The organism is Mesorhizobium sp. 113-1-2 (assembly GCF_016756475.1).
GTDB lineage: Bacteria > Pseudomonadota > Alphaproteobacteria > Rhizobiales > Rhizobiaceae > Mesorhizobium > Mesorhizobium loti_C.
In genome coordinates, this window is record NZ_AP023242.1 from 6,268,294 (window position 1) to 6,280,256 (window position 11,963).

12 protein-coding genes are annotated in these 11,963 nt (G+C 63.9%); 10 read left to right on the top strand and 2 right to left on the bottom strand.

Features of this window, described 5'->3' with window-relative positions:
* The first annotated feature begins 18 nt into the window (after nt 1-18).
* From JN279_RS30515 to JN279_RS30535, 5 genes are all read left to right on the top strand, one after another.
* Nucleotides 19-1,206, top strand: a complete 1,188-nt coding sequence (locus JN279_RS30515; protein WP_202351027.1) for an ABC transporter substrate-binding protein — start codon at nt 19-21, stop codon at nt 1,204-1,206.
* Nucleotides 1,207-1,272: 66 nt separating this feature from the next.
* A complete protein-coding gene (locus tag JN279_RS30520) occupies nt 1,273-2,010 on the top strand; it encodes an ATP-binding cassette domain-containing protein (protein ID WP_096455443.1) in 738 nt (245 codons plus the stop codon).
* Complete coding sequence (locus JN279_RS30525; protein WP_096455441.1) at nt 2,003-2,752, top strand: ATP-binding cassette domain-containing protein; 750 nt, start codon at nt 2,003-2,005, stop codon at nt 2,750-2,752. Before JN279_RS30520 ends, JN279_RS30525 begins: the two co-directional genes overlap by 8 nt.
* Nucleotides 2,749-3,699, top strand: a complete 951-nt coding sequence (locus JN279_RS30530) for an ABC transporter permease (protein ID WP_096455439.1) — start codon at nt 2,749-2,751, stop codon at nt 3,697-3,699. The genes JN279_RS30525 and JN279_RS30530 overlap by 4 nt, the downstream gene beginning before the upstream one ends.
* 1 nt (nt 3,700) lies before the next feature.
* Nucleotides 3,701-4,669 carry an ABC transporter permease gene (locus tag JN279_RS30535; protein ID WP_202351028.1) on the top strand — a complete coding sequence of 323 codons (969 nt, stop codon included), beginning with the start codon at nt 3,701-3,703 and terminating at the stop codon, nt 4,667-4,669.
* A gap of 6 nt (nt 4,670-4,675) precedes the next feature.
* Here the strand turns inward: JN279_RS30535 and JN279_RS30540 are convergent, their stop codons facing one another.
* Together JN279_RS30540 and JN279_RS30545 are read right to left on the bottom strand one after the other, a co-directional pair.
* Nucleotides 4,676-5,515, bottom strand: coding sequence for an amidohydrolase family protein (locus tag JN279_RS30540; RefSeq protein WP_096455435.1), 840 nt, complete (start codon nt 5,513-5,515; stop codon nt 4,676-4,678).
* Nucleotides 5,516-5,581: 66 nt separating this feature from the next.
* Nucleotides 5,582-6,367 carry an IclR family transcriptional regulator gene (locus tag JN279_RS30545; protein WP_019856711.1) on the bottom strand — a complete coding sequence of 262 codons (786 nt, stop codon included), beginning with the start codon at nt 6,365-6,367 and terminating at the stop codon, nt 5,582-5,584.
* 169 nt (nt 6,368-6,536) lie between these two features.
* On the opposite strand from JN279_RS30545, the gene JN279_RS30550 reads away from it, so the two are divergent.
* The 5 genes from JN279_RS30550 (at nt 6,537) to JN279_RS30570 (ending at nt 11,963) form a co-directional block, all read left to right on the top strand.
* A complete protein-coding gene (locus JN279_RS30550) occupies nt 6,537-7,856 on the top strand; it encodes an ABC transporter substrate-binding protein (protein ID WP_096455433.1) in 1,320 nt (439 codons plus the stop codon).
* Between the two features lie 126 nt (nt 7,857-7,982).
* The gene (locus tag JN279_RS30555; protein WP_096455431.1) at nt 7,983-8,879 is read left to right on the top strand and encodes a carbohydrate ABC transporter permease; all 897 of its coding nucleotides are present in this window, start codon (nt 7,983-7,985) and stop codon (nt 8,877-8,879) included.
* On the top strand, nt 8,879-9,745 hold the full coding sequence (locus JN279_RS30560; RefSeq protein ID WP_096455429.1) for a carbohydrate ABC transporter permease: 867 nt from the start codon (nt 8,879-8,881) through the stop codon (nt 9,743-9,745). Before JN279_RS30555 ends, JN279_RS30560 begins: the two co-directional genes overlap by 1 nt.
* A 4-nt stretch (nt 9,746-9,749) precedes the next feature.
* Nucleotides 9,750-10,847, top strand: a complete 1,098-nt coding sequence (locus JN279_RS30565; protein ID WP_096455427.1) for an ABC transporter ATP-binding protein — start codon at nt 9,750-9,752, stop codon at nt 10,845-10,847.
* A 3-nt stretch (nt 10,848-10,850) separates the two neighbouring features.
* Entirely contained in the window at nt 10,851-11,963 is a 1,113-nt protein-coding gene (locus JN279_RS30570) for a mandelate racemase/muconate lactonizing enzyme family protein (protein ID WP_096455425.1), read from the top strand.

An 11,963-nucleotide genomic window follows, 5' to 3' on the forward strand; every position in this document is an offset into this window, starting at 1 on the left:
ACCGAACGGAGGAGAAAAATGAAAAACATGATGCGCGGCCTGATGGCCGCAACCGCTTTTGTATCCATCACGGGCGTTGCCTATGCCCAGGACGTGCAAGGCGTCATCGGGGGGCTGCCGACCGAACTCAAGGCGCAGTATGACGGCGCACCGCAGAAGGTGCTGCCTTCGGCCTGGGACAATTTCACCCCGCCGCCGAAACCGTGGAAATGGTGCCACTCGGAATCCTACCAGGGCAATCCGTGGCGGGTCACCGTGACCAAGGAGCTGAAGCGCCTGGTCGACGGGCTGATCGCCGACGGCACGGTGTCCAGCTTCGAAGTGTCCGATTCCAACAATGATGCCAGCCAACAGATCAACCAGATCCGCGCCTTCATTGACAAGAAGTGTTCGATCATCACCTCGATCCCGGGCTCGGCCACCGCGCTCGACGATGCCATCGATGCCGCCGCCAAGGCCGGCATCCCGTTCATCACCGCGGCCGGCTCGGTGACCAGCCCGAACGCCATCAATGTCGATTCCAACTATGCGCGCTGGGGCTACGACATGATGACGGCGATCGGCAAAGCGCAGCCGGACGGCGCCAGCATCCTGCTCGTCGAAGGCATTGCCGGCCATCCGATCGTGGTGCAGGAGCGCCAGGGCGCGGACAAGGCGCTGGCGGAAAATCCGAAGCTGAAGATCTCGCGCAACGTCAACGGCAACTGGACGGCCAACGTCACCAAGACGGTTGTGCTGCAGGCGATCGCCACCAATCCAGCGCCGATCGACGCGGTGTGGACGACCGGCAGCGAAAGCCGCGTCGTCGCCGAGGCCTTCGCAGAAGCCGGCCGGCCAGCGCCGCTGATCACCGGTTCGATCACCGGCGACGCTCTCGGCTACTGGAAGGCCAACCCCGACAAGTACCGCTTCGAAGGCCATGCCGTGTTGCCGCACTGGACCGCCGAGACGCTGTTCCGCGTCGGCGAGCGCATGCTCGACGGCCAGAAGCCGAAGCTCAACACGCTGCTGATCCCGATCCCGCCGGTGCACAGCGCCGATCTCGGCCAATGGTACAAGGACTGCATGACGATGGATGCCGTCTCGATCTTCCCGATCCCGCCCAAGGATCCGATGCCGGAGGAATGGCTCGATGCCTATTTCTCCAACCCGGCGCCAACCAAGGGCTGGGATTATTCGAAGGTACCCGACGCCTGCGCGAAGTGACTGCTACGACAGATCCATCAAGCCGGCTCTTTTCGGGGAGCCGGCTTGCCAGCTTAGAAACACGGCATGCTTGAAATCAGAACCATATCCAAACGCTATGGCGAGACGGTCGCGCTGGCTGACGTCTCGATTGCGTTCCGGGCGGGGACCATCCACACCATCCTTGGCGAAAATGGCTCGGGCAAGAGCACGATGGTGAAACTGCTGTCCGGCATCGTCCAGCCGGACAGTGGCGCGATCCTGCTACATGGCAAGCCATTCTCAGGGACCATCCCTTCGGCATTCCAGGCGCAAGGGTTCGCCACGGTGTTCCAGGAGGTGCTGGTCGCGCCGGATCGCAGCGTGACCGACAACATCCTGCTCGGCCTCGACGGGCTGCTCCAGCGCACCGTGCCCCGCAACGAGCGCCGCGACCGGGCAGCGGCGGCGCTGAAGCGCTTCGCCGTGACCGACGTGCCGCTGGACATGCCTGCCGGCCTGCTGCCGCTGGCCGCACAGCAACTGGTGGTTCTCGCCCGCGCGATCGTGCGCAATCCCAGGATACTGATCCTCGACGAGGTGACCGCAGCGCTCGACTTCGCCGATCGCGAGTCCGTCTTTTCTCTGATGCGTGCACTGGCCGGTGAAGGCTGCCTCATCCTGTTCATCACGCACCGCATGGACGAGGTGATGTCGCTGTCGGATCGCATCTCGATCCTGCGTGGCGGCAGCGTCGTGCGCACCGAGGAGCGCGGCGCCTCGACACCGGCGGAACTTCTCAAGGCCATGGCGCCACGCACGGCGGCGGAGCTGGCGCATGGCTGAGCACACGGCTCCTGGGCTCGCCGTCCGCGACCTCGTCATCGCGCCGGGCGCCAGCGCAATAACGCAAACCATTGCTCCCGGCGAGATCGTCGGACTTGCCGGCCTCGACGGCCACGGCCAGGAACTGTTCCTCAAGATGCTCGCCGGTCTGGCGTCGCCGCTGGGCGGTTCGATCGAGCTTGGGGCGCCGGGCGCGTCCCGCAAAATCACCGGCTTCCGTAGGGCTGTCGCCAGCGGCATCGCGTACTTGCCGCGCGACCGGCGTGCGAATGGCATTTTCCCGACCCAGTCGGTGCTCGACAATTTCGCCGTTTCGACCTTGTCGCGCGATACGCGGCTTGGCCTGATCAGTCCAACGGCGCGCAAGGCGCGCTACGACATCTACCGCGAGAAATTGTCGATCGTAGCGCCCCGGCCGGATGCACCGATCACCACCCTGTCGGGCGGCAACCAGCAGAAGGTGCTTTTAGCGCGGGCTCTGGCGCTGGAGCCCGCCATCCTGCTTCTCAACGACCCGACGCGCGGCGTCGATGTGGCGACGCGGCATGTGCTCTACGACGTTTTTCGCGGGTTGGCGGCCGACGGCATGGGGCTGGTCATCCTGTCCAGCGAGATAGAGGAAATCCTTCTCCTCTGCCACCGCGTGCTGGTGTTCCGGGAAAACGAGGTCGCGGCGGACATCTCCGGTGAAGCGATGACCACCGACAGCGTTATCTCGGCCATGTTCGGACGCGCAGCATGAGCCCCGTCGCGCGCTTCCTGTCGGTTGGGCGAAGCGTCGGTTTCGCTGTGGTGCTGCTGGCCATCCTGCTCGCGGTCAATCTCATCCTCAGCCCGGCGCGGTTCCAGCCGGGGTCGTGGGGCGCGCTGGTCGGACTGGCCGCGCCCTTGATCGGCGCGGCCATCGCCTCGACACCGGTGATCCTCGCGGGGCGCGGCGGCATCGACATCTCGGTCGGCCCGCTGATGGGTTTCGTCAATGCCGTCGTGATCCAGCTGCTTTTCCTCAAGGCCGGCATCTCCTCACCCGTGCTGCTTGTCCCGGCGGCCCTGCTCATCGGCGCGCTGGTCGGCGTTGCCAACGGCTTTCTGGCGACGATCGTGCGCATCCAGCCGATCGTTGCCACGCTCGGCACCTATCTGATCCTGACCGGCGTGACGCTGACGATCCTGCCCGCACCGATCGGCCCGGCTCCGACATGGCTCAAGGCATTGGCAGGTCCTTGGTCGATGTTGCCGCTGCTATTGATGTTCCTTGCCTGGTGGCTGGTGCGGCGCCTTCCCTACTATGACCAGGTGATGGCAGTCGGCAGCGACGACCGCGCCGCCTACACCGCCGGCGTCGATGTCACGCGCGTGCGCTTCATCGCCTATGTCATGACCGGCATCTTTGGCGGATGCGCCGGGCTGATGCTGACGGCGCTGATCGGTTCGGCCGATCCCAATATCGGGCCGACCTACACGCTGATCGCCATTGCCGCCGTGGCGCTTGGCGGCGTCAGCCTGGCCGGCGGGCGTGGCGGCGTCGCCGGTGCCGCCATCGGCGCCATCGACATCTTCCTGCTGCAGAGCGTGCTGACGACCTTCAACGTCTCGACCTTCGTCCTGCAGATCGCCTATGGCGCCATACTGGTGCTGGCGGTGATGCTGACCGCGCTGCAGGAACGTCTTGCCATGAAGGGGCGCTGACATGACTGGGCGAAACCTGTTCGCGACAACCAATGCCCGTGTCGTCGGCGCCTTCTGTGTCGCCGCCCTCCTGCATCTCGCCGGCACGGTCCTCATCCCCGGCTACTCCTCCCCTTTCGCCGTGCGCGCCATGCTGGTGCTCGCCTCGCTGCTCGCGGTCGCCTCGATCGGGCAGACACTGGTCGTCATCATGGGCGGCATCGACCTGTCCATTCCCTTCGTCATCGGCTTCGCCAATGTCGTGGCCGCGCAGCTTTACGGCGATGGCTGGAATTTTGTCCTGGTCTGCGGCCTCGTCGGGGTGCTGGCCATTCTGATCGGCGGCCTGAACGGGCTGATCGCGCGCAGCCTCGACATCCAGCCGCTCATCGTCACGCTCGGCATCGGCATGGTGGTGCAAGGGCTGGTGCTTTTGTGGACCGCCGGCTTCCCATCAGGCTCGGCGCCGCAAGCGGTGTCCAGCTTCGTGTCGATCGGCGGCTCGGCCGGGCCGCTGCCGGTGCCATGGCTTGTGCCGAGCCTGGTCGTGCTGGCGGCGCTTGTCGTGCTGGTGCTGGAGCGGACGCCCTATGGCCGCCGGCTCTATGCGCTGGGCAGCAATCCGGGAGCCGCACCGCTGGCGCTGATCGACCCGGTTCGCATGTGGGTGATGACCTATGCCGCGAGCGCCTTTTTCGCCGCCGTCGCCGGCGTGCTGCTGCTCGGCTTCACCGGCTCGGCCTATGGCGATGTCGGTCAGCCCTACCTGTTCCAGACGATTGCAGCTGTGGTCGTTGGCGGCGCGGCGCTGGTTGGCGGACGCGGCAGCTATCTCGGCACGATCGCCGGCGTACTGGTGCTGACCGAGATCAACACGCTGCTGATCGGGCTCGGCTTCCAGCCCTCGGCGGTGCAGGCGGCCCTAGGCTTCATCATCGTGCTGCTGGTCTCGCTCTACGGCCGCGAGCGGCACGTCTCGACGACGATCTGACGGCGGCTACGGCAACCGCCACAGCTTGCGGGCATTGCCCGACAACAATCCGTCACGCTCCGTGACGCTGCAGCCGGAAAGCAGCGCATGGGTCGCGCCCACCCAGGTCGAAAGGCCGCCGCCGAGCGTGCAGACCGGCCAATCGCTGCCCCAGACGACACGGTCCCAACCGAACGCCGCGATGGTGTGCTCGACATAGGGCCGCAACGTCGCGGCGGTCCAGTTGCCGGGATCGGCATAGGCGACGACGCCAGAAATCTTGGCGATGACATTCGGACGCCGCGCGATCTCGCTCATATGCTCGCGCCAAGGATGCTCGGCTCCACCCTTGATATCGGGCACGCCGCAATGGTCGAGGACGAACTGGACATCGGGCGCGAGGTCGGCCAGCGCGATCGCCTTGGGGATCTGGTGCGGCAGCACGACCAAATCGAAAGTCAGCCCAGTGCCGCCAAGCCGCTTGATGTTGTCGCGAAACACCGCGCCTTCCGACAGATCGTCCGGCACAACATGGAGCACGCGGCGGAAGCCCTTGACGAATGGATTTGCCCGCTGCCTTTCGAGATAGGCTGAAAAGTCGGCGTCTTCAGGCCGGCAGGACGCGATCGCCCCGACCAGCATGCTGCCCGCCTGCCGTGACAGGCCTTCGACCCGTGCGGTCTCGGCTTCGATGTCGGCCGGATCGACATCGACCTCCATATGCAGCACGCGTTCGACGCCAACACGCTGCGCCTCGGTGGCGTATTCCTCATAGGAGAAATCGAGATTGAGCGCCGGCACACCGGCGAGCCAGGGGTAGCGCAAGGCCGAACGATCGATGAGATGCAAATGGGTGTCGATGATCATGGCGAGGCTCCTCCCTCTAGGGTTTTCAAATCATCTCACGGAGGAATTCTTCATTCAAATAAGAATTTATGCTGCCGAGCCCACAGCCGACCCGGCCAGATGCGACAGCTTCTCGCAGGTTGCGAGCAACAGTTCGATGGTCCGGGTGATGTCGGGCGCGGACGGCGCATTGACCACGGTGATGTAGGGGATCGACAGCGCGGCAATGGCCTTGCCGTCGGAACTGCGCACCGGTGCCGACAGATTGAAGACTCCGGCGGTCTGCATAGAGGCCATCATCTCGTAGCCACGGTCGCGGATCTGGTCGAGCCGGGTGAAGAACTCGGCCGACTGCGCCGTCTTGTCGGTGCTGCGGACATGTTCGGAAATCATCATCTGCCGCTCTTCCTGCGAGCGGAAGGCCAGCAGCACATGGCCCGAACCGGTGTCGAACAGGCTGATGTGGGAGCCGACCCGGATCGAGATGCCCCAGTAGTTCGGCGCCTCCTGCTGGGCGATGACGACGGCAGAACCGCGATCAAAAACAACGAGTTGATTGGCCTGCTGCGAGGTCTCGGCCAGCTCGCGCATCAGCGGCGTCGCGTAGGAGACCAGCCGCCGCACCGGAGCGTGCAATTGCGCAAGGCCGAATAGCTTAAGTGTCAGCGAATAGCGGTCGCCATCCAGCCTTGTGACATAGCCGCGCCGCACCAGCCGGTCGAGCATCCGGTAGAATTCATTCGGGCTACGGTCGAGTTTCTTGGCGATTTCGGCCTGGGTCAGGCCGCCATCGACGCCGGCCAGCAGCTCAAGGATGTCGAGCCCCTTGTCGAGCGCCGGCGCGCGATAGCGCTCGTCTTCGCTGTCGTCCATGGGGGTTCTCTCCAGTGAAATCGATTCTTCATATACGCATAAAAGGAGCCGGCGGAAACAAATTTCGCCTTGACGTATCCATGAATGTTTTGTTTGTATATGAATGTAGCACTTCTTGTCATCAGACGAGTTGCGGTCGCCTGCCAAGGCGCACCAAGGGAGGATACCAATGAACAGACTGCTTTCCGGCGTGTCCGCCGGTGCATTGATGCTTGCATTTGGTGCAGGCACGGCCCTTGCCGGCGACCTGCCTGGCAAGTTCGAAGGCGTTACCGTCGACGTGAAGCTGATCGGCGGCCAGCAATATGAAAAGCTCTATGAGCGCATCCCCGAATGGGAGAAGGCGACCGGTGCCAAGGTCAACATCCTGACCAAGAAGAACGGCTTCGACATCGACAAGGAGCTGAAGTCCGACATCGCCTCGGGCAGCACCAACTGGTGCGTCGGCTGGAACCATTCGTCCTTCGCACCCCAGTATACGGGCCTCTATACCGACCTCAGCAAATTGCTGCCCAAGGAAGAGATCGACGCCTTCGTGCCGTCGACGATCAAATCGGCAACCATTGACGGCAAGCTCGAAATGCTGCCGCGCGCGCAGTTCGACGTCTCTGCGCTCTACTACCAGAAGAGCCTCTACGAGAACGCCGACAACAAGACCAAGTTCAAGGCCAAATATGGCTACGACCTGGTGCCGCCGGACAGCTGGAAGGAAGTCACCGACCAGGCCGAGTTCTTCGCCAACCCGCCCAATTTCTACGGCACGCAATTCGCCGGCAAGGAAGAGGCGATCAACGGCCGCTTCTACGAGATGGTGGTCGCCGAGGGCGGCGAATATCTCGACAAGGACGGCAAGCCTGCCTTCAATTCCGACGCCGGCATCCGGGCACTCGACTGGTTCGTCCATCTCTACAAGGCCAAGGCCGTGCCGGCCGGAACCACCAACTACCTCTGGGACGATCTCGGCCAGGGCTTCGCCTCGGGCACGGTCGCCATCAATCTGGACTGGCCGGGCTGGGCCGGCTTCTTCAACGATCCGAAGTCGTCGAAGGTCGCCGGCAATGTCGGCGTGAAGGTCGCGCCGAAGGGCTCTTCCGGCAAGCGCACCGGCTGGTCCGGTTTCCACGGCTTCTCGGTGACCGAGAACTGCCCGCACAAGGAGGCCGCCGCCTCGCTGGTGTGGTGGCTGACCAATGAGGACAGCCAGAAGCTCGAGGCCGCCGCAGGCCCGCTGCCGACCCGCACCGCTGTCTGGGACTGGGACCTGAAGCAGGCCGAGAACGATCCCTACAAGAAGGAAGTTCTTTCCGCCTTCCAGGAAGAAGCCAAGCACGCCTTCGCCGTGCCGCAGACGCCGGAGTGGATCGAGATCTCGAACGCCGTCTATCCGGAACTGCAAGCGGCGATCCTCGGCGACAAGACCTCCAAGCAGGCGCTGGATGAGGCCGCCGCCAAGGCAACGCAGATCCTGCAGGACGCCGGCAAGCTCTAGAACCGTCTCCCAAGGCTGCCTCCCCCACTAGGAATGGGGGAGGCGATCGCGTCTTGCCGGAGGCTCCGCGATGCACATCGCCTTTCGGCGCCCCGCCCACGCAATGCAACACCTCACAGGATTCTGATGAAGGGCTTCAAGCCATCGGCGCCATTCCTGCTGCTGCTTCCGGCCTTCGTCGTGCTGGCGGCGGTCGTCGTCGTGCCGCTGCTTTTGTCGCTCTATTCGAGCTTCACGCCGTTCCGCCTGACCAAGCCCGAGACATTCTATGTCTTCATCGGCTTCCGGAATTATCTCTCGATCCTGGCCAACGCCGATTTCTGGTGGGCCTTCGGCCGCACGGTGCTGCTGCTGACCATCGCGCTCAATCTCGAAATGCTGCTTGGCCTTGGCCTTGCCATGCTGGTCGAGAAGGCGACGCGCGGCCAGCGCATCCTGCGCACGCTGATGATGTTTCCGATGATGTTCTCGCCGATCCTCGTCGGCTTCCAGTTCAAGTTCATGTTCAACGACAATATCGGCCTGGTGAACAATGCCCTGCAGTCACTCGGGCTTACGCAAGACGCCATTCCATGGCTGATCGAGGGCCGTCTCGCCTTCATCGCCATCTCGATCGCCGAAATCTGGTCGTCGACCGCGATCTTCGCCATCCTGATCCTCGCCGGCCTGCTCGCCATGCCAAAAGAGCCGATCGAGGCGGCTCGCGTCGACGGCTGCACGCCGTGGCAGACATTCCGCTATGTGACGTGGCCGTTCGTCATGCCCTTTGCCTACATCGCCATGACCATCCGCTCGCTCGACGTCGCGCGCGCCTATGACATCGTCAAGATCATGACCGATGGCGGACCGGCCGGCCGCACCGAGCTGTTGTGGACGCTGGTGGCGCGCACCGCCTACAGCGATGGGCGCATGGGCATGGCCAACGCCATGGCCTATTTCTCGATCCTGCTGTCGATCGCCTTCACCGTCTATTTCTTCAACAAGCTCGCCGCGGCGCGCACGCAGATCGGTGCGGAGTGGTGATGGACGAGAATTCTTCCGCCCGCCTGAAGCGCCGGCTCACCGGCATCGTCTACCGCATCGGCCTGTTCCTGGCGATGCTGACGATCTGTTTGCCGGGCCTCTGGATCGTGCTGTCGTCGCTGCGGCCGACCGTCGAGATCATGGCCAAGCCGCCGGTGTGGATTCCGCAGGAGGTTTCGTTCGATGCCTATGTCGCGATGTTCTCAGGCATCGGCAAGGGCGGCATCCCGGTCATCGAATATTTCCGCAACTCGCTGATCATCTCGGTGACTTCCACGGTGATCGCGGTGGCCATCGGCATGGCCGGCGGCTACGCCTTCGCGCGCTATCGCTTCCGCGGCAAATCGAGCGTCTTCCTTGGCCTGATGCTGACGCGCACCGTGCCCGGCATCGCGCTGTCGCTGCCGCTGTTCTTCCTCTATGTGCGGCTCGGCATCATCGACACGCATTTCGGGCTGATCCTCGCCTATGTCGCGCTCAACGTACCGTTCACCATCTGGCTGATCGACGGCTTCTTCCGCCAGGTGCCGAGGGATCTCGCGGAGGCCGCGCAGATCGACGGCTGCACCCGCTGGCAGGCCTTCTGGCAGGTCGAGTTTCCGCTTGCCGGTCCGGGCATCGCGTCCGCCGCCATCTTTGCCTTCCTGACCTGCTGGAACGAATTCGCGCTGGCCTCGCAACTGACCCGTTCGGTCAGCGCCAAGACGCTGCCGGTCGGCCTGCTCGATTACACGGCCGAATTCACCATCGACTGGCGCGGCATGTGCGCGCTCGCCGTAGTGATGATCATCCCGGCGCTCACCCTCACCTACATCGTCCAGAAACACCTTGTCGGCGGCCTGACCTCCGGCGCGGTGAAAGGCTGATCCCATGGCAACGGTTTCCCTCAAAAAGCTGACCAAGCGCTACGGCAATATCGGGATCGTGCACGGCATCGATCTCGATATCACCGACCGTGAATTCATCGCGCTGGTCGGCCCGTCGGGCTGTGGTAAGTCGACGACTTTGCGCATGATCGCCGGGCTCGAAGAAATCAGCGCCGGCTCGATCGAGATCGGCGGGCGCGTCGTCAACGATCTGCCGCCGCGCTCGCGCAACATCTCGATGGTGTTCCAGTCCTACGCGCTCTACCCGCATATGACGGTGCGCGAGAATCTCGGCTTTTCCCTGAAGATCGCAGGAGCGGCCAAAGAAGAGATGGACCGCCGTGTCGCCGAGGCCTCGGCCATTCTCGGCCTCGACACGCTGCTCGACCGCCGCCCGTCGCAACTCTCCGGCGGCCAGCGCCAGCGCGTCGCCATGGGCCGCGCCATCGTGCGCGACCCCGACGTCTTCCTGTTCGACGAGCCGCTGTCCAATCTCGACGCGAAGCTGCGCACGCAGATGCGCACCGAGATCAAGAAGCTGCATGCCAAGGTGCAGTCGACGGTGATCTACGTCACCCATGATCAGGTCGAGGCGATGACGCTGGCCGACCGCATCGTCATCATGCGCGACGGCCATATCGAACAGGTCGGCACACCCGACGAGGTGTTCCGCCGGCCTGCGACCCGCTTCGTCGCCGGCTTCATCGGCTCACCGCCGATGAATTTGCATGAGGCAACGATCGATGACGGCCAGCTGGTTTTCTCGAGCGGCGAGAAGCTGCCTTTGCCCGCCCAGTTCAAGGCCAATGTCGCGACCGGCGACAGAGTGGTGTTCGGGCTGAGGCCTGACGACATCTATCCGGCTGGTCATGGCATCAGCTCTGGCGGTGCCGCCGACGTCCACCAGATCGAGCTGCCGGTCACGGTCACCGAGCCGCTCGGCAACGAGACGCTGGTGTTCGTCGAGTTCAACGGCAGCGACTGGGTCTCGCGCATGCTGAACCCGCGGCCGCTCAAATCCGGCGAGCGGGTGGCGATGAGCCTCGACCTGTCGCAGGCGCATCTGTTCGCCACCGAGACCGGAAAGACATTGCGGAGCTGACCGATGGCTAAAATCGAGAAGATCGAACTGCGGATGGTGGACCTTGTGCCCAAGGTCAAGCGCACCGACGCCATCCAGAGCTTCGTCAGCCAGGAAACGCCCATCGTCACCATCACCGATTCCGACGGCGCGGTGGGCACCGGCTACAGCTACACGATCGGCACCGGCGGGTCCTCGGTGATGCGGCTCCTGTCCGATCATCTGGCGCCGCGCCTGATCGGCCGCGACCCCGACATGATCGAGGCAATCTGGCACGATCTCGAATTCGCCACGCACGCCACGACCATCGGCGCCATCACATCCATCGCCATCGCCGCGATCGACACGGCACTTTGGGATCTGAGGGCGAAGAAGCAGAATTTGCCGCTGTGGAAACTGGCCGGCGGCGCCAAGGACCGCTGCCCGCTCTACACGACCGAAGGCGGCTGGCTGCACATCGAGACGGCAGCACTTGTCGATGATGCGCTGGCGGCCAAGGCCAAGGGATTTCGCGGCTCGAAGGTGAAGATCGGCAAGCCGCACGGATCGGAGGATCTGGCGCGCTTGTCGGCGGTGCGCAAGGCGGTCGGCGATGGCTACGAGATCATGACCGACGCCAACCAGGGGTTTTCCGTCGACGAGGCGATCCGGCGTGCTGCCAGGCTGCGCGAACTCGATCTCGCCTGGATCGAGGAGCCGCTGCCGGCCGACGACATCGACGGGCATATCAGGCTGTCGAATTCGACGCCGACACCGATCGCCATCGGCGAGTCGCTCTATTCGATGCGCCATTTCCGCGAATACATGCAGAAGGGCGCCTGTTCGATCGTGCAGGTCGATGTCGGCCGCATCGGCGGCATCACGCCCTGGCTCAAGATCGCCCATGCGGCGGAAGCCTTCGATATTCCGGTCTGCCCGCATTTCCTGATGGAATTGCATGTCAGCCTGACCTGCGCCGTTCAGAACGGCCGCTATGTCGAGTACATTCCGCAGCTCGACCAGTTGACCGGCAAGCATATGCGCATCGAGGATGGGCATGCGCTGGCGCCCGACGAGCCCGGCATCGGCATCGATTGGGACTGGGACGCGGTCAAGGCCATGAGCATCGCCGAGTTCACCACGGCGATCACCAAATAG

What these genes read in the sequence shown, in the direction of transcription:
- JN279_RS30545 (WP_019856711.1), bottom strand. Translation starts at nt 6,367, where the DNA reads ATGGACGACAGCGAAGACGAGCGCTATCGCGCGCCGGCGCTCGACAAG.
- JN279_RS30515 (WP_202351027.1), top strand. Translation starts at nt 19, where the DNA reads ATGAAAAACATGATGCGCGGCCTGATGGCCGCAACCGCTTTTGTATCC.
- JN279_RS30560 (WP_096455429.1), top strand. Translation starts at nt 8,879, where the DNA reads ATGGACGAGAATTCTTCCGCCCGCCTGAAGCGCCGGCTCACCGGCATC.
- JN279_RS30570 (WP_096455425.1), top strand. Translation starts at nt 10,851, where the DNA reads ATGGCTAAAATCGAGAAGATCGAACTGCGGATGGTGGACCTTGTGCCC.
- JN279_RS30555 (WP_096455431.1), top strand. Translation starts at nt 7,983, where the DNA reads ATGAAGGGCTTCAAGCCATCGGCGCCATTCCTGCTGCTGCTTCCGGCC.
- JN279_RS30535 (WP_202351028.1), top strand. Translation starts at nt 3,701, where the DNA reads ATGACTGGGCGAAACCTGTTCGCGACAACCAATGCCCGTGTCGTCGGC.
- JN279_RS30550 (WP_096455433.1), top strand. Translation starts at nt 6,537, where the DNA reads ATGAACAGACTGCTTTCCGGCGTGTCCGCCGGTGCATTGATGCTTGCA.
- JN279_RS30540 (WP_096455435.1), bottom strand. Translation starts at nt 5,515, where the DNA reads ATGATCATCGACACCCATTTGCATCTCATCGATCGTTCGGCCTTGCGC.
- JN279_RS30530 (WP_096455439.1), top strand. Translation starts at nt 2,749, where the DNA reads ATGAGCCCCGTCGCGCGCTTCCTGTCGGTTGGGCGAAGCGTCGGTTTC.
- JN279_RS30565 (WP_096455427.1), top strand. Translation starts at nt 9,750, where the DNA reads ATGGCAACGGTTTCCCTCAAAAAGCTGACCAAGCGCTACGGCAATATC.
- JN279_RS30520 (WP_096455443.1), top strand. Translation starts at nt 1,273, where the DNA reads ATGCTTGAAATCAGAACCATATCCAAACGCTATGGCGAGACGGTCGCG.
- JN279_RS30525 (WP_096455441.1), top strand. Translation starts at nt 2,003, where the DNA reads ATGGCTGAGCACACGGCTCCTGGGCTCGCCGTCCGCGACCTCGTCATC.